General features: G+C 51.4%; 22 protein-coding genes and 1 tRNA gene. 13 read left to right on the top strand and 10 right to left on the bottom strand.

Annotated elements, in window-relative coordinates; all coding sequences use genetic code 11:
- Window positions 1–3 precede the first annotated feature (3 nt).
- Window positions 4–1,032, bottom strand: a complete 1,029-nt coding sequence (locus J2I46_RS18420) for a sensor histidine kinase (protein WP_207330514.1) — start codon at window positions 1,030–1,032, stop codon at window positions 4–6.
- Window positions 1,033–1,337: 305 nt separating this feature from the next.
- On the opposite strand from J2I46_RS18420, the gene J2I46_RS18415 reads away from it, so the two are divergent.
- The 3 genes from J2I46_RS18415 (at window position 1,338) to J2I46_RS18405 (ending at window position 3,305) form a co-directional block, all read left to right on the top strand.
- Window positions 1,338–2,240, top strand: a complete 903-nt coding sequence (locus tag J2I46_RS18415) for a DUF5694 domain-containing protein (protein WP_207330513.1) — start codon at window positions 1,338–1,340, stop codon at window positions 2,238–2,240.
- A 520-nt stretch (window positions 2,241–2,760) separates the two neighbouring features.
- Window positions 2,761–3,030, top strand: a complete 270-nt coding sequence (locus tag J2I46_RS18410) for a helix-turn-helix domain-containing protein (RefSeq protein ID WP_207330512.1) — start codon at window positions 2,761–2,763, stop codon at window positions 3,028–3,030.
- Window positions 3,031–3,032: 2 nt separating this feature from the next.
- Window positions 3,033–3,305: a hypothetical protein gene (locus J2I46_RS18405; protein WP_207330511.1), complete on the top strand. Its 273-nt coding sequence runs from the start codon at window positions 3,033–3,035 to the stop codon at window positions 3,303–3,305.
- Window positions 3,306–3,315: 10 nt separating this feature from the next.
- On the opposite strand, the gene J2I46_RS18400 is transcribed toward J2I46_RS18405, so the two are convergent.
- Window positions 3,316–3,936: a hypothetical protein gene (locus J2I46_RS18400; RefSeq protein ID WP_207330510.1), complete on the bottom strand. Its 621-nt coding sequence runs from the start codon at window positions 3,934–3,936 to the stop codon at window positions 3,316–3,318.
- An 84-nt stretch (window positions 3,937–4,020) separates the two neighbouring features.
- Between J2I46_RS18400 and J2I46_RS18395 the strand changes: the two genes are divergently transcribed.
- Window positions 4,021–4,650 carry a hypothetical protein gene (locus J2I46_RS18395; protein WP_207330509.1) on the top strand — a complete coding sequence of 210 codons (630 nt, stop codon included), beginning with the start codon at window positions 4,021–4,023 and terminating at the stop codon, window positions 4,648–4,650.
- A gap of 345 nt (window positions 4,651–4,995) precedes the next feature.
- Here the strand turns inward: J2I46_RS18395 and J2I46_RS18390 are convergent.
- Window positions 4,996–5,068, bottom strand: a tRNA-Phe gene (locus J2I46_RS18390).
- Between the two features lie 139 nt (window positions 5,069–5,207).
- On the opposite strand from J2I46_RS18390, the gene J2I46_RS18385 reads away from it, so the two are divergent.
- From J2I46_RS18385 to J2I46_RS18365, 5 genes are all read left to right on the top strand, one after another.
- A complete protein-coding gene (locus J2I46_RS18385) occupies window positions 5,208–6,596 on the top strand; it encodes a 4Fe-4S dicluster domain-containing protein (RefSeq protein ID WP_207330508.1) in 1,389 nt (462 codons plus the stop codon).
- Window positions 6,597–6,726: 130 nt separating this feature from the next.
- On the top strand, window positions 6,727–7,494 hold the full coding sequence (locus tag J2I46_RS18380) for a (Fe-S)-binding protein (RefSeq protein WP_207330580.1): 768 nt from the start codon (window positions 6,727–6,729) through the stop codon (window positions 7,492–7,494).
- Between the two features lie 115 nt (window positions 7,495–7,609).
- Complete coding sequence (locus J2I46_RS18375; RefSeq protein ID WP_207330507.1) at window positions 7,610–8,107, top strand: hypothetical protein; 498 nt, start codon at window positions 7,610–7,612, stop codon at window positions 8,105–8,107.
- A gap of 7 nt (window positions 8,108–8,114) precedes the next feature.
- Window positions 8,115–8,516 carry a hypothetical protein gene (locus tag J2I46_RS18370; RefSeq protein WP_207330506.1) on the top strand — a complete coding sequence of 134 codons (402 nt, stop codon included), beginning with the start codon at window positions 8,115–8,117 and terminating at the stop codon, window positions 8,514–8,516.
- Window positions 8,513–9,280: an SDR family oxidoreductase gene (locus J2I46_RS18365; RefSeq protein WP_207330505.1), complete on the top strand. Its 768-nt coding sequence runs from the start codon at window positions 8,513–8,515 to the stop codon at window positions 9,278–9,280. The genes J2I46_RS18370 and J2I46_RS18365 overlap by 4 nt, the downstream gene beginning before the upstream one ends.
- 93 nt (window positions 9,281–9,373) lie before the next feature.
- On the opposite strand, the gene J2I46_RS18360 is transcribed toward J2I46_RS18365, so the two are convergent.
- Together J2I46_RS18360 and J2I46_RS18355 are read right to left on the bottom strand one after the other, a co-directional pair.
- Window positions 9,374–9,766: an ExbD/TolR family protein gene (locus J2I46_RS18360; RefSeq protein WP_085411265.1), complete on the bottom strand. Its 393-nt coding sequence runs from the start codon at window positions 9,764–9,766 to the stop codon at window positions 9,374–9,376.
- Window positions 9,767–9,880: 114 nt separating this feature from the next.
- Window positions 9,881–10,603, bottom strand: coding sequence for a MotA/TolQ/ExbB proton channel family protein (locus tag J2I46_RS18355; RefSeq protein WP_207330579.1), 723 nt, complete (start codon window positions 10,601–10,603; stop codon window positions 9,881–9,883).
- Window positions 10,604–10,782: 179 nt separating this feature from the next.
- Between J2I46_RS18355 and J2I46_RS18350 the strand changes: the two genes are divergently transcribed.
- The 4 genes from J2I46_RS18350 (at window position 10,783) to typA (ending at window position 17,094) form a co-directional block, all read left to right on the top strand.
- Window positions 10,783–11,427, top strand: coding sequence for a phosphatase PAP2 family protein (locus tag J2I46_RS18350; protein WP_207330504.1), 645 nt, complete (start codon window positions 10,783–10,785; stop codon window positions 11,425–11,427).
- A gap of 140 nt (window positions 11,428–11,567) precedes the next feature.
- The gene (locus J2I46_RS18345; protein WP_207330503.1) at window positions 11,568–12,365 is read left to right on the top strand and encodes a hypothetical protein; all 798 of its coding nucleotides are present in this window, start codon (window positions 11,568–11,570) and stop codon (window positions 12,363–12,365) included.
- 87 nt (window positions 12,366–12,452) lie between these two features.
- Window positions 12,453–14,951 carry a TonB-dependent receptor gene (locus tag J2I46_RS18340; protein ID WP_207330502.1) on the top strand — a complete coding sequence of 833 codons (2,499 nt, stop codon included), beginning with the start codon at window positions 12,453–12,455 and terminating at the stop codon, window positions 14,949–14,951.
- A 328-nt stretch (window positions 14,952–15,279) separates the two neighbouring features.
- Entirely contained in the window at window positions 15,280–17,094 is a 1,815-nt protein-coding gene (gene typA, locus J2I46_RS18335) for a translational GTPase TypA (protein WP_207330501.1), read from the top strand.
- A 116-nt stretch (window positions 17,095–17,210) separates the two neighbouring features.
- Here the strand turns inward: typA and J2I46_RS18330 are convergent, their stop codons facing one another.
- The 5 genes from J2I46_RS18330 to J2I46_RS18310 all read right to left on the bottom strand — a co-directional run bounded on the left by J2I46_RS18330 (window position 17,211) and on the right by J2I46_RS18310 (window position 22,280).
- Entirely contained in the window at window positions 17,211–17,825 is a 615-nt protein-coding gene (locus J2I46_RS18330) for a hypothetical protein (protein WP_207330500.1), read from the bottom strand.
- A gap of 81 nt (window positions 17,826–17,906) precedes the next feature.
- Window positions 17,907–19,214: an LVIVD repeat-containing protein gene (locus J2I46_RS18325; protein ID WP_207330499.1), complete on the bottom strand. Its 1,308-nt coding sequence runs from the start codon at window positions 19,212–19,214 to the stop codon at window positions 17,907–17,909.
- A 141-nt stretch (window positions 19,215–19,355) separates the two neighbouring features.
- Entirely contained in the window at window positions 19,356–19,838 is a 483-nt protein-coding gene (locus tag J2I46_RS18320; RefSeq protein ID WP_207330498.1) for an META domain-containing protein, read from the bottom strand.
- Between the two features lie 8 nt (window positions 19,839–19,846).
- Entirely contained in the window at window positions 19,847–21,742 is a 1,896-nt protein-coding gene (locus J2I46_RS18315) for a hypothetical protein (protein WP_207330588.1), read from the bottom strand.
- Entirely contained in the window at window positions 21,729–22,280 is a 552-nt protein-coding gene (locus J2I46_RS18310; RefSeq protein ID WP_207330497.1) for an RNA polymerase sigma factor, read from the bottom strand. Before J2I46_RS18310 ends, J2I46_RS18315 begins: the two co-directional genes overlap by 14 nt.
- Window positions 22,281–22,311 lie beyond the last annotated feature (31 nt).

The following is a 22,311-nucleotide window of genomic DNA, read 5'->3' as shown; positions in this document are numbered from 1 at the left end:
CAGTTAGTGAATCGGCACTAGTAAATAAGTGTTGAACTGAGCCGGTGTTTGATTAATGACTAACTCGTAACGACCGGGATAGAGCAGCTCTAACCGACGACGAACATTGGTGATGCCAATCCCCGAGGTTGTTTCTTTCTGCTGGTTGCCAATCGTGTTGTCAACGCTCAAGACCAGATCATCTCGGCGAATAGTCAACGTAATCTGTACCGGATAACGTGCTTGGTCAATTACCCCGTGTTTAATGGCATTCTCCACAAAAGGAATGAGAAGTAGGGCAGCTACCTGCTGATCTCTTAGTTCCCCTTCGACTATGAAATTGACAAAAAATCGACCTGGAAAGCGTAGGCGGTATAAATCTAAATAATCCTGTAGATACGCAACCTCTTGGCGGAGAACAACCTGACTAGCTGAACTAGCTGCTAACGTATAACGCATTAACTCAGAGAGTTTGAGGATAGCTGACGCTAAGGGTTTGGAAACGGGGTACGCTAGGACATACAGATAATTGAGGGTATTGAACAAAAAATGGGGCGCAATCTGTGCCCGCAGAAACGCTTCTTCAGCCGTCCGCATTTGATGGCGTAGCTGCTGCGTTTCCTCTTCCCGCTGTATAGTCCGTTCGATCGTCCAAGTTAACCAACTAACAGCGATGGCTGGACTAGCAAAGTACAGATTGTCCGAAACGTAATAGCTTAGGGTAGTATTGGGATTGTAATTACCGAAACCAAACAGTCGTGGATAAAGTCCCTGCTCCAACCCATACCGTAGACCCATATAGAGGGCCATAATTCCTAGCAGGGCGGATAATAGTTTCACTAGTCTAATCAGCAGTGGCTCTGACCGCAGCAATTGGGGGAACACCAGCCAATAACAACAGTAAAATTCGAGCAGCCGCAAGGCAACTTGGGTGCTGCTCAATAAGCTACTCCGAAGCGGATACGGGCTCAACAGCCAGTCCCCAATCAGTTCATACCCCAGGTAAATTGACCAGCCCAACCGATGCAGTTGATACCAATTTTTCCGATTCATTCTGCAAGCTATTTGACCCAAGGCATTATCGAACTGCTTTTATACGAACGCTTTATCTACCTGGATAAATCGGCTAGATGAAGCAATGAATCCGATTCACAACATCAAGTTGGTGCATCATCTACGTATAAGGGCGTTCGTCGGCTAAACGAGCGGGTTGGGATAATAAAATTGATCTCCTGAGACATCGATGTCAGTTTTGTCTACGCTAATGGGGAAGCCGTCTAGGGCTGGTCAGCTATTTAACCGGTCGAATGACTCGCCCCCCCCTAAGCGCGACAATCGGTCTTACTTAATCCTAACTTATGTCTATTCATTGCCTAAGCATTAGCGTTATCGCGTTGGCACTACTGAGTGCTTGTTCATCTAATCAGGCGTTAGTTTACGCACAAGCGAATCGAACTACCAGGACGGACCCAGATTCTTTTCTAGTTGGACGCGATTCACTGCCTAGCGTCTTGTTAGTAGGTAGCTGGCATTTTAATTACCCGGGTATAGATGCCCACAAAATCAGCGAAGAAGATAAGGTTAATATCCTCTCAGCCCGTCGGCAAGCCGAACTGAGCGACTTACTGGATTATATCGCTCGGTTTAAACCTACTAAAATTGCGGTCGAAGGAGGTCGTAACAGCGGCTATATCCTGCGTCGCTTTGAGGCTTGGAAAAAGGAGGGCAAAGCCCTAGGTGCTTCGGAAACCGACCAGATTGCCTTGCGATTGCTTGATCGCTTCAAGCTGGACACGCTGTATGGGGTGGATGCTTATCCACTGCTCCTAGAATTGGCTAACAATCGGTCAAAAACGGCGGACTCTACCTACCTGGACCGTATTTTGGCTCGTCATTATTTCGGCGGTCGTAATTCAATATCTCAACGCTATCAGCAGCTTTATAATTACCAAGATCGGCAACAAACCCGCCTAACTTTACTGGAAAGTTTTCGCTACATCAACAGTGAGAAAGTGCTCAATCGAGGCTTCGGAGCCTACGTTAGCGGTGGTCAATTTGACGCCAAACGCTATGAAGGAGCCGACGCCCTGTCCATGTTTTGGTTCAATCGAAATCTACGGATTTATCGCAACATTCAGAACATTATCACCTCGCCACGGGACAGGGTGTTGGTGCTTTTCGGAGCCGGTCACGTATCGATCTTAAATTACCTGTTTGCCTGTTCCCCACAGTATAAGTATATCAAATTTAACGACTTATGAATGACGGACCTCATTTCTTCGGCGGCCCCTTAGCGGGGTCACTAAAGATCGAAAAAGAAATAAGCAGGTTGCACAGGCGTACTATTAAACGCCCGTTTCTTCGAGACAATATATTGCCCCACTCGGTTGCGGTTGTTAGCTTCATTCAAACCTCTCAAATTGCCATTTCACAAATCAACGTACTTTTTCAGCGTTACAGTTGAGTTCGTGAGACGATTTTACAAACGTACGACGTTGGTAGTACGTTTGTAAAATCATATGATAATGGTCTGATCAGTTTTTCACCGCAAGGATAGTCAGAAACACATTTGCGGTACTTATCTTAAATCTTATTTGGTTGACCTGTGACAGGTTAAACGCAGCCCTGTGTATTAAGAGAAAATAGGACCATTTTGAATTCGATTAACATTAACGCTGATCAGGATAAATGATCAATGTCATATACTGGTTTAAAAGTATTCTCACTCTAACAATAACTTTGCTGTAGTAATTGGGAGATGTCTATCTATCAAAAGAATCTATGCAAGTCATTTGCCTCGAAGACAAAGCATTCTTCGCCTTAGTTGAAGAGGTCGTTACCAGACTGAAGGAGAAGCAGGGCAGCGACTTAGAAAAATGGGTGTCCGATGAAGATGCCATGCAACTCCTCAATATCAAATCGAAGACAACGCTGCAAAAACTACGTGATGAGGGGAAAATACGGTTCTCCCAGCCACAGAAGAAAATCATTCTCTACGACCGCGATTCAATCAACGCCTATCTGGCCCGGAACGCCCGTAACACCTTTTAACGATGGACGATCAAAACAAGATTGAACCCGACTATGTGAAGGGTTTCAATGAAGGCTATCTCATCGCCCAGCACAGGCCCGACTTGGCGGAACAATTGGCCAGCATAGACAGCGACTTTATTCGCCTGGTTGGTTTTAAAGCTGGCCGGGAGCAGTATGAAGCGGAGCGGGTAAGGGAAGAGCGTTTACCCAATTGGTTAACGGGTAATCGTTCGCAGAAGGATAATATAGCCCCTACCAGATCAAAAGACCGGGACATCGAACCCGATAAATGAACTAGTTTATTCACTCTCGATCAAAACCGCGCTGTGGATCGTTTGGTGGAGTATGCGTTACATCGGCTTGCTCCATCGCTTTTGTGTAGCTCAGTGATTGGTTAAACCGTACTGACATCGACAGACCCGTATCCTCCTTCTTTTCAGGTGATGGGACGACCTCTTTAGGCTGAGCCTTTCGGTCTGCCGCTGCCTGAACCAGTTTGGCATCCATGTAATCCTGCGCCTGTTCCATGTCTCTCAAAGACGTTTGTTCCTGGCCCATCTCTGCTTTGCCCAGATGGCGATAGGGATTGGGAAAGAGCTCCTCCCGAACGCGATCACGCACAACCCGGCCGGCCTTGTTATCGCCACCACGCGTATCCTGTTCCGTTTGTTCTAGGGTATCCCTCTTAAGTTCGTTTTTTCGCTCTTCTAGGAACGTGATCACTTGATCTCGGCTCCCGGGCTGGCGTGATCTCATAAAGCCCGAACCCGGTGGCCTAAAGGTCAGAGTTGGCCCCTGCTCATTAAGGGTGTTTTTAATCTGCTCATCTATCGCCTGTAAATGGCCTTGGGTATTGTCTAAACGCGCTTCCGTGTGCTCGTAGCCCTTTGGGAAGCTTTCCGGTTTGTCGTCAGTCTGGCTCATCTCCTTAGTCATTTTTGGTTGATGCTCAGTACACTTACGCTAATATAGACATAAGCTTGATGTATTTTGTGCGGGGAGTGTAAAATGAAGGGACAGCAGAAAGTGATTGCGGGAAGAAACAGGGGTGACCAAAAACGCGTTTCGGCTGACGCTGACGAAGCGATAGCTGAAGGACGTATCGGCAGCGTAAAATGGAATGATCTGCTTGTTCATGCGACCGCATTCCCTGAGCTTAAAGAGACAGCCCACGGCCTAATCAAAATCTATCTTGGCTACCTGCCAATGGACAGTGTCCTAATGCCATTTGAAGCCTATTTGCGAGCCTTGGTTCATCAGCATTGGCAAGGGGAAATCGAGCAGGAAGATTTCCTAGACCAGATTGAAGATCATATCAAACTGATCCGCAATTATGATATGAAATACAACACGTGTCTGACCTACGACGAGGCCATTTACCGCAACTATGAGAATAACTATCTACCCTATGGATACATGGTAAGAGATCGCCTCAGTCAGTTTTTGGGGTATGTGCCTCAGCTTGCACATTCGCTGATCGCCGAATTGTGGCTGCGTGATATCGTGGCTGATGACACGTTTCAACTACCTAGCACGATTGATCCGGTCGATATCAGAGCGATGACGTTGATCAAATACCGCGAGGTGTTGCTGGTACACGGTAAAGTTGCCGCTGACAACTCGCCGCTTTGGGCGTGAGTGTTCGGGCTGGTCTACCCTTTAACCTTGTCCATGCCGCTCTAATAAGCAGTCAGCAAGATAGTATGCATGCATACTATCGGAAAAGGTGTTATTTTCGCAGACGATTGCGATGACCATCAAGCGTAAAATCGACTTGATCAATCCACTCTAAGTGTGTGATCTCATGACAAGTGAGAGCCCATCTTATCAAGCGTTTAGCCGTAACAAGCTGTAAATCAACCGATATTAATCAATATGAATGCATTCACAATGCCGGAAACCTTACTCACGAAATAATGTACCATTGTTGTACCAACAAAAAAGGGAGTTACGATTTTTAATCGTAACTCCCTGATAATAAGGTGGTGATGGACGGAATCGAACCGCCGACACAAGGATTTTCAGTCCTTTGCTCTACCAACTGAGCTACATCACCGCGACGTCTGTGTTAAACGTGGGTGCAAAAGTAGGTGCAGAAACCATGCGTTGCAATACCCAGCCAGAAAAAAGTTTCCAAATCGAACAACCTAACCGCCTTTGAGTTGACCCTTAGCCGATTAACCTGCTAAAAAAATATGAACGTGATTCAACAAGTTTTATTCGCGGTGGCCCTTATTGCCGCCGCAGTCATCATTACCCGCCGGGTAAAATACATTGCCGGGGCCATCAATCTGGGTCGGCCAGAAGACCGTAGCGATAATTCGGGCGAGCGGTTCAAGCTCATGATGCTCATCGCATTCGGGCAAAAAAAGATGTTTACCAACCTCACGGTGGCCCTGATGCACCTGGTCATCTACGTCGGCTTCGTTATAATTAATCTTGAGATCCTGGAGATCATCATCGACGGCCTGCTGGGCACGCACCGCGTATTCGCCCCCTACATAGCGCCGGTGTATCCATTCCTGATTGGCGTATTTGAGGTACTGGCATTTGGCGTACTGGCCGTTTGTGTGGTGTTCCTGTGCCGACGTTACCTCACGAAAGTGAGCCGATTGCAGCCGGAGAATCATGAAGAGATGCGCCCCCGCTGGCCCCGCCTCGATGCCACGCTCATCCTGATCTTCGAAATAGTGTTGATGATCGCCTTCCTGACCTGGAACGCATCCGACAGCGTACTGCGCGACCGAGGCATCGGCCATTACGGCGAGTTGAAAGGGATTGTACCCGATTTTCTGATCAGCCAGTACCTGAAGCCATTCTTCTCAGGCATGAGCGACGGCGGTCTGGTGGCCTACGAACGGTTCTCGTGGTGGTTCCACATCCTCGGCATTCTGTTCTTCGCCGCCTACGTGACTTACTCGAAGCATCTGCACATTGGCCTGGCTTTCCCGAATGTTTATTTCTCTGATTTGCAGCCTAAAGGCGAAATGAAGAATATGCCGACTATCACCAAGGAAGTGCAGTTGGCCCTCGGCATTGAACCAAACATTACGGCCGATGCGACCGGCAATGCAGCACAAGCCAACGAAAACGGCGAACAGCCATCTGACCTCGGCAAATTTGGCGCGAAAGACGTACCTGACCTCTCGTGGGTCGATGTGATGGGCGCGTTCTCCTGCACCCAATGCGGCCGTTGTACGGCAGCCTGCCCGGCCAACATTACGGGTAAGAAGCTATCGCCGCGCAAAATCATGATGGACACCCGCTGGCGGGCCGAGGAAATCATGACGGGTAAGCAGAAAAACGGTGCCGACTACACCGACGAGAAATCGCTCCTCGGCGACTACACAACGGTGGAAGAGATCAACGCCTGTACTACCTGCCAGGCCTGCGTCAACGCCTGCCCCATCAATATCAACCCGCTCAACATCATCCTACAAATGCGCCGTTACAAAGTGATGGAAGACGCGCAGGCACCAGCTTCCTGGAACGCCATGTTCAGCAATGTAGAAAACAACCAGGCCCCCTGGAAATTCTCGCCAAGCGACCGCTTCAACTGGGCCGACGAAATCAACAATAAATAAAAAACAGTCCTCTGCCTTATGTCCTCTGTTGCGCTGTTAATGAACTACATGGTTGATTAGCAGCGCAACAGAGGACATAAGGCAGAGGACTTCTCTAAACATGACTGAAAAGACATTCACCGTACCTACTATGGCCGATATGACGGCCGCTGGCGACGAACCCGAAATCCTGTTCTGGGTAGGTTGCGCCGGGTCATTCGATGACCGGTATAAACGCGTCACCCTGGCGTTCGTCCGCATTCTGAACCACGTTGGAATCAAATTTGCCGTGTTGGGCCCCGAAGAATCCTGCACTGGCGATCCGGCGCGGCGGGCAGGCAACGAATTCCTGTTTCAAATGCAAGCCATCAGTAATATTCAGGTGCTGAACGGCTATAACGTAAAAAAGATCGTAACGGCTTGCCCGCACTGCTTCAACACGCTTAAAAATGAATACCCCGACCTCGGCGGCAACTACGAGGTGATCCACCACTCGCAATTTCTGCAGCAGCTCATCAGTGAAGGCCGCGTAAAAGTAGCTGATGGTCAGCCATTTAAAGGCCGAAAGATTACCTTTCATGATTCGTGCTACCTGGGCCGGGCCAACAAGGTGTACGAAGCGCCCCGCGAGGTGCTGGCTTCGCTCGACGCCGATCTGGTAGAGATGAAACGGGTAAAAGCCAACGGCCTTTGCTGCGGAGCCGGTGGCGCTCAGTACTTTAAAGAACCCGAACCCGGCAGGAAAGACGTGAACGTTGAACGTACCCAGGAAGCCCTTGCTACCGGTGCCGACACCATCGCCGTTGCCTGCCCATTCTGCATGACCATGATGAGCGACGGCGTGAAAAACCAGAACCGCGAAGACTCCGTTAAGGTCTACGACATTTCGGAACTGATCGCGCAGGGGCAGGGGTTATAAGATTTGGGATGTACAATGCCGGATTTGGGATTTGCTCCGCCAATCTCATTCCGTAGCGAAGCAAATCCCAAATCCGACCGCATCGGCGGACCGATCGTAAATCCCAAATCCATTTATGGTTATCTCTTTCGACCAAATAACGCCGAACGCCCGCCTGTGGGTGTATCAGGCAAACCGGGCGCTAACGGCCGACGAAACAACGGCCGTTGAAATGACGCTGCAACCAGCACTGGCCAATTGGGCCGCTCACGGACATCCACTGCTGGCCGCGGCCAAGGTTGTCGATGGCCGTTTCTTGCTTGTCGCGGTTGATGAAGGCGCGGGCCTTCCGAGCGGATGCTCTATCGACTCGTCGGTACATTCGGTACAAGCTGCCGGACAGGTACTGGGAATCGATTTTATGGATCGCTCGGTGACGTACCTAGATGCTGACGATACGGTGCAGAGTTTGCCGTTGGGTAGTCTGAAGGCCGCTTTTGCGGAAGGTACCTTAACACCCGACACTACGGTTTTCAACACCCTGGTAAAAACAAAAGCCGAGTATCTTGCCGCCTGGCACGTACCTGCTGCTCAAACCTGGCTGAAACGCTATATCAAGCCGGTGACCGCGTAACGACCGCATGAAAAACCCATTCTTTTACGTACTGCTGGCTGTATTGGTTCTGCTCGACGGCTGGCTAATGTCGCACCCCAACCTGATTGGTCGGGCGGGCGTGTTCTTCTACGATTACAATTACCTGAAAACCTTTCCCCGAGCACTAGGTACTGTAGCAGTTGTGGTTGGAATATCGATCCTGCTGACAGCATTAATTAGCCGGACTGGCAAAACGGTGGCAGTATTACTCCTGGCATTACTGTTATCGGCAAGTGGCTACTGGCTGTTTACCAGCGCTATTCAGTTCAATCAGGGCGTTTATAAATTAACGGGTGCAGGCTTTCGGGCCGGTGCCATTTTACTGCCGGGATTGATCATGCTTGTCACTGGCAAGACTCTGTTCGACCGAATTTCTCAACGATCATGAACAATCTGTTTTCCTTGCAAGGGCAACGCGCCCTCGTAACGGGTGCCACAAAAGGTATTGGCGAAGCCATTGTGAAGCAATTTCTGCAACTCGGTGCCGCCGTCTTCGTCGTGGCCCGCGATAACGACCTCCTCCAGCAACAGCTTACCGATTACCGACAGCAAGGCTTCGTAGTTGAAGGACTAGCCGTTGATCTAAGCCAGCCCGACGCCGCCAGAACCCTGGCCGACGCCGTGAAAGAAACCTGGGGCAGCGTGGGTATCCTGGTCAATAATGTAGGGACGAACATCCGTAAACCCACCGCCGATTACGCCGCTGACGAGTATGATTACGTGTTGAATACCAATATTCGCTCTGCTTATGAACTCACTCAGGCGGTATATCCCCTACTGAAAGCAACTGGCCAAAGCAGCATTGTCTTTGTCTCGTCGGTGTCGGGCCTGACCCACACCAGCAGCGGATCGCTCTATGGCATGACAAAGGCGGCCATGAATCAGCTGACACGAAACCTGTCGGTTGAATGGGCGCAGGATGGGATTCGGGTCAATGCGGTAGCGCCCTGGTATATCCGTACGCCGCTGGCCGCGCCCGTGCTCGAAAATCCTGCAAAATTACAGGCCATTCTGGCCCGAACGCCCATGAAACGCATCGGTGAACCCGAGGAAGTAGCCTCAGCCGTTTCATTTCTGAGTATGCCCGCCTCCAGCTACATCACCGGCCAGGTTGTCGCCATCGACGGCGGTATGCTGGCAAATGGGTATTGAGACGAGTCGTAAGTCGATAGTCGTTAGTGCGCTGCTGAGGTACGTTCATTGTACAGAGCAGCGCACTAACGACTATCGACTCACGACTCGTTTTTATTTCGACGTGGCCATCACCATTTTGATGTTCAGCTTGGCCCCGGTTTGTAGCACGTCAACCAGATCCTGAACGCTGAGTGTTTTATCGAAACGGACCACAATCGTGGGCTCGTCGATACCGGCCATCACCGTTTTTAGTTCTTCTTCCAGCGATTCGGTAGCTACGGGCTGCTTATCAATGAAATACTGCTTGTTGGCATCGACCGACAGCGTCACCTGTTTCTTGCTCAGTTGCTGCGAAGCGGCCGCTTTAGGTAGTAACAGCTTGATAACGTTCGGGTTCGCAACTGTTGAGATGATCAGGAAGAACAGCAGCAGGAAGAACATAATGTCGTTCAACGACGACGTAGCCACCTCTGCGGCAAATTTTCGTTTTCGACGAAGCTTCATGGGGGAAGGAGTTTACTGTTTACCGTCTACCGTTTACTGTTGCGCTGCTATACCAACCTATCGGCTACTAAGCGAAGCAACAGTAAACAGCAAACTGTAAAATGAAGACTTTTTTTATCGAACACGCGCTGTTTCGGTTGGTTTCTGGAGGACTTCCATGAAGTCGAAAGCGTTCATCTCCAGTTTGAGCGTAAAACGTTCGATCATCATGTTCAGCAGGTGATAGCCTGTGTAGGCAATTACCCCAACGATCAGACCCGAACCGGACGTGATCATCTTCTCGTACAGACCACCGGCGATAATACCTACACTGATGTTGTCTGACAGCGAAATGTCGTAGAAAATCCGGATGATACCCGAAATTGTACCGATGAAGCCGAGCATGGGGGCAATACCGGCAATGACGCCCAGATAGCCCAGGTTACGCTCCATCCGCGACAGTTCGATCTGCCCAACGGTTTCAATAGTCCCTTCAATTTCTTTATTAGAGGCAACGCCCACACGGCCCACGGCCTTCTCAAATACGCGCCCGATGGCAGTGCGCTGGTTTTTGCAGAACGACTCGGCCGACTTCACGTTGCCTTGAAGCAGCATATCCTTCACGTTATCCACAAAGCCGGGATCAACCTTACCCTGTCTGGCGATCAGCACCCACCGTTCAACAATCAGGTATATAGAGGCAAAAAGCAGAAAAGCGATGGGTACCATCACCCAACCCCCTTTGGCCACCAGATCGAACAGGCCAAGTGATTGTGTAGTGGCAGCCGCCCCGTTGAGCGCATTGGCGGTAGAATCGGACACGGCCGATGCAGAAGGAACCTGAAGCAGAATGGTCATAGACAGGAAGTAGCGGAAAAAGTTGATCGTCGCAACGTTCAGCAAACACAACGCGCAACGCACTGAGAATCGTATGCCAAAGATAACAAAGCCCGCAACGGAATGCCGATTCCGGTAGATAATAGAACGGCCAGGTACGTTGGTATGACGATCCAACCTGGTCGTTTACCTTTGCAGCCATGACGTTCTCCGCACTGTTTCGGGCCAATCGAGTCTTTTTTATAACGTACCTGCTCGTGATACTGTCAGTAGGTACGTTGATGCTGCTCTACACAAAAGAGCAACTTATTCGATTCATCAACGACCATAATAGCCCGATTGGCGACCTATTGTTCCCCTACCTGACCTACCTGGGCGATGGCGGATTTGTGATCGTCATCGGGGTGTTTATGCTGGTCCTGAACCGACGGGCTGGCTGGCTAATACTGGCCAGTTTTGCCATTTCCGGCCTGATCAGCCTCTTTCTGAAAATGATCGTCTTCCCCGAGCGGCTACGGCCGGTTCGCTATTTCGAGCACTCGAACTGGGAATATCATCTGATTAAAGACCTGCACATCAATGAGTACAATAGTTTTCCGTCAGGGCATACTACGTCGGCCTTCGCGTTGTTTAGCATGCTGGCGTTTCTGTGGCAGCGAAAGGCATGGGGGTGGCTGGGTACGTTGCTGGCAGCCATAGCGGGCTACTCACGCGTGTATCTTTTCCAACACTTCGTAGAAGATGCCTTTGTTGGGGCGATTCTGGGTACAATTACATCGGTAATTACCGTGCTTTATTACCGAAAACGTTTCGGCGACCTCCCTGCCCTGGGGAAGGATAGCTGACCAATAAGTCGGTAAACTGAGTTGATGATCAGGCAAATAAATACAAAATGATTGTCAATTATGGGTTATTATTCGTTTACGCAATAACATTTTTGGTTAATATGACCATCAATGCCGCGTACGCTTAACTAACCTATCACATGCGCTATAATTACTTATTAATTAGTTCCCTTCTTTTCGGGAATTGCTTATTTACCAACGCACAAACAAGCCCTCTCCCGGCTAAGTATGATCTTGCCGAGGCATACGAAAAGAAGATACGATCACTTACTCAGCAGACGAATCTGTTGAAAGTACAGACTCGCCAACTGGCTGCCGACAATCAGCGGCAACAGGCACAGCTTACAGGGTTGCAAAAAACGCTGACCCTCCGCAACGACAGCCTCGCCAGACAGCAGGCCCAGATCAGCACCTTAACGGTACAGGTGTCTGAACTGACAGCCGGGAACCAGAATTTACAGGCCAGCCTCACGCAGCGCACTACCCAGTTGCAGGCAGCTACCACGCAGGTAGCTCAGCTTGAGTATGACAAACAGAACCTTGTAGATAAACGTATCCTCAGGATCTACCATTTTCCGGCCGACGATGTACGCAAGCAGTTTATTCAAAGCCTGTCGATGCCGGAATCGGGATTCCAGTACGACGACGGCCTGGTCAACGACGAGATCAAGATTACGCGGAATTTCAATGACCAGACCGAAGCCTGGTGGGTATTCGACAAAACGCTCGATACTGTGCTCGAACTGGTGATTCGGATTAAACCGCACCTCTACGACGCCCAGAAGGCCATTGTTTTTGGCGAAGCGAGGGTGCTTCAGAAAACGCGCTTCAGCAACAAACCTTTTGAAGAGCAGCGCGACCGGGAAAAAACTGCCCTCTACAGCGAAAAAACGCTCCGCATGCTCGAAGGCAAATTAGCCGGCACATCGGATAAATAGTCACTATGCTACGCTGCCATTTATTGTTCCTGCGACAAATGACTACTTAGTGACAGCGTAGTCTGCAAACACACCCTCCCACAACCCATGAAAAAACAGCCTCACTACCCAGCCATCGCTGGTACTATCTTCCTGTGTCTACGCCACACAGGATTTCTATCCCTTTTTCTTCTTAGCGTAACGGTTTGCGCCCAACAGACAACCCTTGTTACCGGACGTATTCTCAGAGCGTCGAACGGCGAGCCCCTGGTTGGGGCCTCGGTGATTATAAAGGGCTCAACCCGCGGCACGATCACTGACCAGTTTGGGCGTTACCAGATCACCATTAACCGGCCGGTTGAGCTGATTGGTCGGTTCATTGGCTTTCAGGACATGGTGCAACCGGCGCTTCCGAAGGGCAATCGATCACTGACAATCGATTTTCGGTTGGTTAGCAACGACATGCAACTGCGCGACGCCATTGTGAGCGCCAATCGGGTCGATGAGTACCTGCAGAAAGTACCGGTGGCAGCCTCGGTCATTTCGCAGCGCGACCTTGAGCGGCGCAGCACCTATAACACGCTCGAAGCCTTGAACAACGTACCCAACCTGATTACCGATTCATGGCTCAGCTCACAGGCCTCCTTTTCAATCCGCGGATTGTCTACCGTGTTCGATAACGTGGGCTTCGAATCAACGGTAGCGCTGTACATCGACGATGCCTACTTCTCGCGGAGCTTCGCCTTCAACTCAACACTCATGGATATTGAACGCGTTGAGGTATTACGGGGGCCGCAGGGTACATTGTTCGGAAAAAATACGGTTGGTGGTGTAGTGCATGTCATTTCAGAGAAGCCGGAATTTGCCAACAATGGCCAGATCGAGCTTAACTATGGCAACTACAATTTCTTTCAGGCTCGGGCCAAGGTCAACCGCGAACTGATCCGGAATAAGCTGGCCGTTCGGCTAACTGGTGCCTATACTCGCCGCGACGGTTACATCAATGACAAGATCCCGACAATTGAGGCGGTCAACAAAACCGATTTTTACGGATTCCGGGGATCAGCACTATACACGCCAACCCCCAAAACAACCATTACCCTGCGAGGCTACTACGGGAAAGACGGCGACTCCGAAAACACATTCGTCTACAGCAGCAAACCCGACAATGACCCCGTTGGCGTAGCCGCTGATAAGGGTCTGAATACCAGCCAGAACGTACCCAACACCTTTACCCGTCAGCAATACGGCACCGTGGCCAAAGGCGAATTCAAACTAGGCCGAAACACGCTCACATCGATCACTGCTTTCAACAACTCGGTCGACACCTATTTTGGCGATAACGATGTGTCGTCGGCCAACGTGTCGCTCTGGGGACGTACCCAGCAACTACAGAACATCAGTCAGGAGCTCCGCATCCACTCACCACGCGATGAGAAGTTCTCATACATCGGCGGACTGTATTTCCTCAATGAGCAGGTTGGCGCCATAGACACCTTCTCGCTTCAAAAAGATTTCCTGCCCGTAGGCGAAGCCATTCTGGAGAAACACGTTCCTAATGGTGAGCTGTTTACCAGCGAAGGCTACACCACCAACAGCACTATCCAGTCGCGTAGTATGGCGGCCTTTGTATCAGGGAGTTATGAACTAACCAAACGGCTTCGGCTCACTGCGGGCCTGCGCTTCACAACTGAGCAACGCCGCCTATCGTACTGGCAGCAGATTAGCAACCAATTCGTAAACGGACAACCGCTGGGCCTGATCGATATTTATGCCGTGAACGTCGGTGAAAAATCGACGCCCGTTGAACGTAACGCCGATAACAACGTACTCACCTACGACTTGGGTCTCGACTATCGGTTTACGCCATTCATGATGGGCTACGCCAAATACGTTCGGGGGTTCAAGGGAGCGGGCTTCAATACGTCTGTAACAACCGACCCCGACGGTACCGGGCTGGTGTTCAAACCCGAATTTGTCAATAACTACGAGCTTGGCTTTAAACTCAAACCCAGCGAACGCACCCGGTTCAACACGGCGCTGTTTTATACCGACTACATCAACAAGCAGGAGTTGCTCGATCAGGGCACGCGGGTACGGGTTGCCAACGCCGCCAAAACGCAGGGATGGGGCATTGAAACTGAATTTTCGGGTATCCTGAAGAACTTCCGGGTTGATGTGGCGACGGGTTACCTCCACCTGCGCTATATCGACTTTCCGTTTGGCACCGACGAACTGGGCAGTCCCGTCAATTACGCTGGCAATCAGTTACTTAAAGCACCCAACATCACGGTGTCGGTAGCCCCTGAATACACCATTCCGATTACCGATCAGTTCCGTGTCTTTGTAGGCATGAACATCAACCACACCGGTAAGGCGTTCAATGATATTTCAAACTCAGCACTTGTTGCCCGGCAGGCAGCTACCATCGTGAACGGGCGGCTGTCGCTGGCGCCTCGCAACGGAAAGTGGAGTGTGGCGCTGTGGGGCAAAAACCTAACCAACACGCTGTTTATTCAGCACGGCTGGGAGTATGACTGGGGCAATCAGATTGCCTGGAGCCGGCCACGCTATATGGGAGTTGAGGTCTATCTGAATTTTTTATAGCCGCTGTAATCTGGTCTGAAATCGAACGCATTGACTCGGGTTGCTGCGCTCAGGACGTTTTTACAGATATACTCTAGTTAACTAGCGGAATTGTACAATAAAAGGAGTCGAGGCCTCTGATTGCCCGCATGCGCATTAATATGTTGTAAATATCTGTTTTACAGCATAAATTTTCGTACCTTTGCGGGAAAATTGCCTGTGTCATTTTCGACAGGATACACAGTAGTCCGGCGTTCGGATTAACAAGATGTTGGCTTAGAAACCAATAGAATCAAAAATCCTGTTCATCCTGTGAATCCTGTCGAGGGAAACACTTTTCAAACATTGTATGCAATCCATCCGCAATATTGCGATTATCGCCCACGTTGACCACGGCAAAACTACACTGGTCGACAAGATTATTCATGCGTCGAAACTCTTCCGCGAGAACCAGGAATTCCAGGACCTGATTCTAGACAGCAACGACCTGGAACGTGAGCGTGGCATTACCATTGTTTCGAAAAACGTATCGGTTCGCTACAAAGACGTTAAAATCAATATCATTGATACCCCGGGCCACAGTGACTTCGGCGGTGAAGTAGAGCGTGTACTGAAAATGGCCGACGGCGTTTGCCTGCTCGTCGATGCTTTTGAAGGTGCCATGCCCCAAACGCGTTTTGTACTTGGCAAAGCCCTTCAGCTGGGCCTGAAGCCGATCGTGATCGTTAACAAGGTAGACAAAGAAAACTGCCGCCCCGACGAAGTACACGAACAGGTGTTCGATTTGATGTTTAACCTCGGTGCTACCGAAGATCAGCTTGATTTCCCAACCGTATACGGTTCGTCGAAACAGGGTTGGATGGGTCCGGACTGGAAAACACCAACCGACAATATCACGTACCTGCTCGATACCATCATTGCCACGATTCCGCCGGTACCCGTTAACGAAGGAGCACCGCAAATGCAGATCACGTCGCTCGATTATTCGGCTTTCGTTGGCCGGATCGCCATTGGCCGGGTACATCGTGGTGTACTGAAAGAAGGTGCCAACATGGCGCTGGTGAAATCAGACGGTACTGTGAAGCGGGTGAAGATCAAAGAACTGCAAACGTTCGAAGGTCTTGGCAAACAGAAAGTAGCCGAAGTACAGTGCGGCGACATTTGCGCTATCACGGGCCTGGAAGATTTCGAAATTGGTGATACCATCTCGGATATCGAAAACCCGGAGGCACTGGAGCGTATCTCGGTTGATGAGCCAACGATGAATATGCTGTTCACGATCAACAACTCACCGTTCTTCGGTAAAGAGGGTAAGTTCGTGACCTCACGCCATCTGCGCGAGCGTCTGTACAAAGAGATCGAGAAAAACCTTGCCCTGCGTGTAGAAGCCACCGACAGCGAAGACCGCTTCCTGGTGTATGGTCGTGGTATTCTTCACCTTTCGGTCCTGATCGAAACCATGCGTCGTGAAGGGTATGAGCTACAGGTTGGTCAGCCTCAGGTGTTGTATAAAGAAGATGAGAACGGCCAGAAACTGGAGCCGATCGAAACCCTCGTTGTCGACGTACCTGAAGAGACGGCCGGTAAAGTAATCGAACTGGCTACGCAACGGAAAGGCGAACTGCTGATCATGGAACCGAAAGGCGACCTGCAGCACCTTGAGTTCGACATTCCATCACGTGGTCTGATCGGTCTTCGTTCGAACGTACTGACGGCTACCTTCGGTGAAGCCGTTATGTCGCACCGCTTCAAAGAGTACCAACCGTTTAAAGGCGCCATTCAGGAGCGGATCAACGGTTCATTGATCTCAATGACCAGCGGTTCAGCCACGGCCTACTCGATTGACAAACTACAGGATCGCGGCGTATTCTTCGTTGATCCGGGTGAGGAAATCTACGCTGGGCAGGTAATCGGCGAGCACAACCGTCAGAACGACATCGTGGTGAACGTACAGACGGCCAAGCAGTTGACCAACATGCGGGCTTCTGGTTCAGACAACAACGTGCGGATTGTTCCGAAGATCACGTTCTCGCTGGAAGAGTCGATGGAGTACATCCAGAAAGATGAGTATCTGGAAGTAACGCCGAAGTCGATGCGTATCCGTAAGATCTACCTCGACGAGAACGAGCGGAAACGGAACGCCAACAAGTTCGCGATGGCATAAACGAATAAGGGAGTAAAGGAGGAAGGGGAGAAAGGAGGAAAGGAAGCTTCGCAAGCGTAACTGCTGGTGCGAAAGCAATCCTTTCCTCCTTTCTCCCCTTCCTCCTTTACTCCACCTTAAAAGCTCATTCCCAACCGCACCGCCAGCCGGTTATACACCCGGCTTTCGTCGCGGCGGATATCATTCCCTTGCAGGGGTTTTGCCGCTTCGGCGTTCTGACGCTTGTAACTGACCGACATAACGAAAGCGCCTTTGTTCGGTTTACCAAAACGAAGGCCAATTCCGGGATTGAGCATCAAGCCACCACGAGTCAGATCGTTACCCGTTGATGATTTATTGAGCCAGGTGAGACCGTAGCCGACATCGGCCGAGGCAAAGACATTCACGTTTTTCTGGTTAGGCCGGGCCAGATCGTAGCGTACCCCCGCTCCTACCGGCATCAACAGCGCACCAGCGTACCAGTCGATACCTACTACACCACCAACCGCCAGCCGGGGACGTACCTGAACGCCATTGAACGTTTGCAGCGTCAGGCTCAGTTTATTCTCGACAACTTCATTCGGCGATCCGGCAAAGGTTGGGTACACCACCCGCCCAAATAAACCGCCTAACTCGGTATAGTTGACGAAGGGATAGGTACGTTCCGTTAATGGCGACTCGGCAGCAGGCAACTGCGCTTTAGCAAGGCTGCTCAGCAGTAATAGCCAGCAGAGTATATAGTGTGGTTTCATAAAGAAGGGGGTTTTTGGGTTGGGAGTTACTCCATTGTCGCTTCCCTGTGGCGAGTAACAACGGAGTAACCCCCAACGTACCTACGTCAGATCCGGGCGGCTAACGGGAATCTTGCTCAACAAACGCAACCGGCTCGGGTTGCTGTAATCGAACTGGTAAAATCCATCTTTCCCGATCATCAGCAAGAGTTTTTGCCCCGAGACACCACCCATCGGAATCACGTCATAGGCCTGCAAATCGTCTAGGTATTGCTGTAGATTCTTATCGACCTGCATCGGATCGCTCACGTTGAACGACTTCAGGCCGTATGCTCCTTCGCAGATGAACAGATTCGGAAAATCGACGCCCAGGCCGTAGGGGTTACGCATCGGGTAGCTTTTCAACAGCGTTGGGTTGGTCAGGTTCGTGATATCGATCACGTCCAGCTGATTCGTGAAACCGCCGCAGGCATTACCCGAGCGCAGCGTTACATAGGCCGTATTGTCGTTCACAACAACCGGATCACAGACACGAGCGTGCTGGAAAACCGATAGCCGCTTGGGGTTGGCCGGATCAACGTTATCATAGATCAGCATACCCGTTTGTGAACCGATAAAGAGCTTGTCTTTGTAAGGGAAAATGGTTTCGATCCCCCATCCCATGTTGACCGTGCTGCTGAAAGCTGGTTTCGACGGTTGTTGCACGTTGAACAGCTTCATCTCCGACATAGAAACCGCATACAGGTATTTATCGTACAGCGTAAACCGGGCCATCGATCCGCCGGTGCCGTTGGTAGTGCCACCCGGCGATGTTTTAGAGTCGAACGCAGCATTGGCAAACTGCACGCCACCCCACCAGCTAACTGGTGTAGCCGGCGTTGCTTCGCAATTGGTCTGCACCGTCTGCTTGATGTAATCAACGCGCTGATCCTGAATCAAATCGTTAGTACTTGTCTGTGAATAATACCACCATCCCCCATCGAACTGTCCCTGTGTAAACACATTTTGTGACCGGGCTACTTCATGAATGTCCGCCAGATTACTGATGTCGAGCGTAACCAGATCCATATAGCTGTCGGCATACAGGAAGTTGCCCCGAACGGCCATATCGCCATTGCCCGGAATATTGATGAACGCCACGGGCTTGGGGTTGGCCGGGTCGCGGTTGTCGATGACGTGTATCCCCATTTTCAGCTCGTTGATAAACAGGTAGCCGTCTTTGGTGTAAATTTTACCGGGGTTAACCAGTCCACGGGCATTCGCTACGTTCAGGCCCATACGTACCTGATTGGTCGTGAGCGATACGGGCGTGTATTGCCGGAACACCCGTGTTTCGGTGCATGTATCGGTACAGGCAGTGTCAATCCAGACAAGTGGTCCGAGCAACAGGAGGTAGAGTAATCGTTTCATAAGTCGATCTATTAAGGAATGTTAATTGCATGACCCAACTTGCTGATTTACCGTTGTAAGGGCGTAAAAAAATCGCCCGGCAGCAATACCACCGGGCGATCGAGTCCTACACAAAATATCTGAAAAGCTTTCTCTGAAATGTTATTGCCGTTTATACACCAGCTTACCCGGTGCAGTGCCGCCGTAGCTAAGCTCTAACCGACTGGTGCCCACTACCTCGGCTTTATTGACGGCACCCAGATGAGCCAGGTAATCGGCCTCGAATTGCATCGCCGCAGGCGGGCCAGCCATCTGCGTTGAGCCCAGGCCGCTCACCGATCCAGTTCCGGTTGGCCCCGATTCGATGGATGGACGCTGGCTAAACGCGGCCTTACCGAAGTAGTTATTCACGGGTGCTTTTCCTGCCAGTTCAACGGCATAATGCTCAATGAATGAAGGACCGGCGCCGGTGATACGCAACGTAATGGTATAGGCCGAAGCAGGTTCAACCAATACCCAGTCGCCCGAAATGGCATCAGCGCTGCCTGCCGGAACCGGAGTAGCTGTTTCTTTCGGTGAGCAACCCGTTACTCCCAACAGCAACAGGGCAAAACAGGCGCGCCAAAAACGAAAACTGGTGTTCATACGCTTCCTTAGAAATGACGATCTACGCTAAAACTCAACCCTACTTGCTGAATGTTGGCCTGCAGACTCACATCCGTATGCGTGAGCGACTGTAGACTCTGCTGGAACGTACCTGCTACCGATGCCGACCAGTGATGATCGGGGCGATAACGCAGACGCATTCCCGCCGTACCGGCCAGCGTAACGGGCCGGTACACACCGTCGCCCGCTTTAATCGTAACCGCTTCGGCCACCGTATTCCGCACAAACCAGTTCGACACCATACCCGTTAGCAGGGCCAGTCCGAACTTTCGACGCGGGCGGAGTTCGTACCCCACCTGCACCGGCACCTGAACAAACTGATAACTATTGCCAACCGACTGCTGCGCACTGGACGCATAGGAACTTGCCTGGTTGGCTAAGTTATAATCGTAAGCTACACCCGACGTGATGGGTGCCGCCGTGGCATAGGCAGGTTGAGAAGCCAGACGACCAACTAGATCTACATACAGATTATTGGTAGCAGCCGATTTGGCAGACGATGTCAGCGAGGAAATACGGCCAGGGCTTTGCACCTGGTTTTGGCCGTTCAAATAGCCCAGCCCCGTCTCCACCGACCAGTGTTCACCCAGTGGAATACCCAGCCCTGCCTGGAAAGCAACCGCCCGCCCCAACTGACTCTGAAGCATGGGCGCCGACGTTCCCAAGTCATTCAGATAGTTCTGCGACGCGTTTACCGCCGGGCTAAAGGCCGACCGAACCGCTACCGCCGGGTTGAACGACGAAGCCGCCATTCCCGCCGATACCCAGGGGCGTTCACGTCGTTTTTTCGACGTTGCCGCCGTTGGCTCGGCGGTAGCCTCGTTACTACGATACCAGACGATCCGGTCATTACCCAGCGGGCGAATTACCAGTTGTTTTGGTGCCAGCGGGTTGACAGCCAGCGTTAACCGATCTGCCGAAGCATCCATTGCTGGTGCCATCGGCTGCTCTGATGCCGGTGGTACCAGGGCCACTCCTCTAAGACGCATATTGTCGGAGAGCCCCTGTCCAAATCCCGACTGAACCGTGATCGATTGTGTGCTGAATGATTGCATCCTGAATGAACTGTGCGAACCTGACGGTTGAACCCCTACCAGCGTTGCTGGCTGAGGGGCTGCTTGCTGCACCTGGATAGTGGTCGTTGTCTCAGTAAACACGATTGTGTGTGGCGTATCGTTGTTCTCGCCCGATTGCCGGTCTGGCAGTTCGTTCACTGAACCCGTGCGTGCCTGGTTCCCTGCTTTCTCAGCAACAGCCAGTCGATCACCCGTAGCTGGTAACGCACCCGGTGTGGAGGCACCCGGTGTGGAGGCACCCGGTGTGGAGGCACCCGGTGTGGAGGCACCCGGTGTGGAGGCACCCGGTGTGGAGGCACCCGGTGTGGACGCACCAATTGCGGCCTCGTGGCCAGCGGCTTGGGCCTCGCCGGAACGTACCTGACGACGGGCGATATTATGGGTTGATGCCAGTTGCGGTAAATGGAGCGGCCGGGTTTGCGTCGCTTCAGCGCTGGCCACAACAGGACCAACCGGAGCCAGCAACGTACCTGACTCAGCTGTCGCGCTGTGTACGGGTGCAGTCGTAACGGCCAGACGGGCGTCGGGGCGTATAGCGTCTTCACGGTGCCATGCCCACCAGCCCAGGGCCGTTAGCAGCAGCGAGGCAGCAATACCGGCCGCCCAACGGCCAAACAGCATCGACTGCCGCCCTTCGCGGTGTTGCCAAAGGGGCAGAATGCCATCAGACTCATCAAGGTCCAGCTGGCGTTCAACACCTTCCCAAACACGGGGTGGCGGTGTGTCGAAGGCGTCATCAAAGGCCCGCTGCCAGTACGGGTCGGGCGTGCCGCCGGGTTGCGGAAAAAGATCGTCAGAACGATTCATTGCGAATGGACTGGTCGTCCGTTAATTTTTGTTGTAACAGGCCTCGGGCCCGGAAAAACTGTGATTTCGATGTTCCTTCCGAGATCCCCAGCAACGCGGCGATTTCGGGATGGGTATACCCTTCTATGGCGTACAGGTTGAATACCGTTCTGCAGCCGGTAGGCAATTCCTGCACCAGATTCAGAAGATACTGATAGTTTAGGCTGGGCAGGCTTTCGTCGGCTTGTGGCAGCATATTGGCCAGTTCGTCAACGTCGGTCATATGCTCGAAGGGTTTATTCTTGCGCAGATGTTTCAGAGCCGTATTAATAGCCACCCGTTTCAGCCAGGCTTCCAGCGGGCACTCGAACCGAAACTGGTCGATATGCCGGAATACTTTCACAAACGAATCCTGCAATACATCGGCGGCTTCGTCGGGGTCTTTTATGTAGCGTTTACAGACAGCAAACAACTTTCCGGCAAACCGCTCGTAGAGCAGCCGCTGCGAAAGTCGGTCCTGTTGCCGACAGCCATCAACTAGGGTTCGTTCGTCCAGCATAACACGTTGGTTAGTCAAAGACTCACCTCAG

It is taken from the genome of Fibrella forsythiae, assembly GCF_017353175.1.
In the GTDB taxonomy this organism is placed as follows: Bacteria; Bacteroidota; Bacteroidia; order Cytophagales; family Spirosomataceae; genus Fibrella; species Fibrella forsythiae.
This window is presented reverse-complemented; position numbering and strand designations above follow the sequence as displayed.

Bases quoted from the DNA above. Each gene is read 5' to 3' on its own strand.
- J2I46_RS18420 (WP_207330514.1), bottom strand. From the start codon at position 1,032: ATGAATCGGAAAAATTGGTATCAACTGCATCGGTTGGGCTGGTCAATT.
- J2I46_RS18415 (WP_207330513.1), top strand. From the start codon at position 1,338: ATGTCTATTCATTGCCTAAGCATTAGCGTTATCGCGTTGGCACTACTG.
- J2I46_RS18410 (WP_207330512.1), top strand. From the start codon at position 2,761: ATGCAAGTCATTTGCCTCGAAGACAAAGCATTCTTCGCCTTAGTTGAA.
- J2I46_RS18405 (WP_207330511.1), top strand. From the start codon at position 3,033: ATGGACGATCAAAACAAGATTGAACCCGACTATGTGAAGGGTTTCAAT.
- J2I46_RS18400 (WP_207330510.1), bottom strand. From the start codon at position 3,936: ATGAGCCAGACTGACGACAAACCGGAAAGCTTCCCAAAGGGCTACGAG.
- J2I46_RS18395 (WP_207330509.1), top strand. From the start codon at position 4,021: ATGAAGGGACAGCAGAAAGTGATTGCGGGAAGAAACAGGGGTGACCAA.
- J2I46_RS18385 (WP_207330508.1), top strand. From the start codon at position 5,208: ATGAACGTGATTCAACAAGTTTTATTCGCGGTGGCCCTTATTGCCGCC.
- J2I46_RS18380 (WP_207330580.1), top strand. From the start codon at position 6,727: ATGGCCGATATGACGGCCGCTGGCGACGAACCCGAAATCCTGTTCTGG.
- J2I46_RS18375 (WP_207330507.1), top strand. From the start codon at position 7,610: ATGGTTATCTCTTTCGACCAAATAACGCCGAACGCCCGCCTGTGGGTG.
- J2I46_RS18370 (WP_207330506.1), top strand. From the start codon at position 8,115: ATGAAAAACCCATTCTTTTACGTACTGCTGGCTGTATTGGTTCTGCTC.
- J2I46_RS18365 (WP_207330505.1), top strand. From the start codon at position 8,513: ATGAACAATCTGTTTTCCTTGCAAGGGCAACGCGCCCTCGTAACGGGT.
- J2I46_RS18360 (WP_085411265.1), bottom strand. From the start codon at position 9,766: ATGAAGCTTCGTCGAAAACGAAAATTTGCCGCAGAGGTGGCTACGTCG.
- J2I46_RS18355 (WP_207330579.1), bottom strand. From the start codon at position 10,603: ATGACCATTCTGCTTCAGGTTCCTTCTGCATCGGCCGTGTCCGATTCT.
- J2I46_RS18350 (WP_207330504.1), top strand. From the start codon at position 10,783: ATGACGTTCTCCGCACTGTTTCGGGCCAATCGAGTCTTTTTTATAACG.
- J2I46_RS18345 (WP_207330503.1), top strand. From the start codon at position 11,568: ATGCGCTATAATTACTTATTAATTAGTTCCCTTCTTTTCGGGAATTGC.
- J2I46_RS18340 (WP_207330502.1), top strand. From the start codon at position 12,453: ATGAAAAAACAGCCTCACTACCCAGCCATCGCTGGTACTATCTTCCTG.
- typA (WP_207330501.1), top strand. From the start codon at position 15,280: ATGCAATCCATCCGCAATATTGCGATTATCGCCCACGTTGACCACGGC.
- J2I46_RS18330 (WP_207330500.1), bottom strand. From the start codon at position 17,825: ATGAAACCACACTATATACTCTGCTGGCTATTACTGCTGAGCAGCCTT.
- J2I46_RS18325 (WP_207330499.1), bottom strand. From the start codon at position 19,214: ATGAAACGATTACTCTACCTCCTGTTGCTCGGACCACTTGTCTGGATT.
- J2I46_RS18320 (WP_207330498.1), bottom strand. From the start codon at position 19,838: ATGAACACCAGTTTTCGTTTTTGGCGCGCCTGTTTTGCCCTGTTGCTG.
- J2I46_RS18315 (WP_207330588.1), bottom strand. From the start codon at position 21,742: ATGAATCGTTCTGACGATCTTTTTCCGCAACCCGGCGGCACGCCCGAC.
- J2I46_RS18310 (WP_207330497.1), bottom strand. From the start codon at position 22,280: ATGCTGGACGAACGAACCCTAGTTGATGGCTGTCGGCAACAGGACCGA.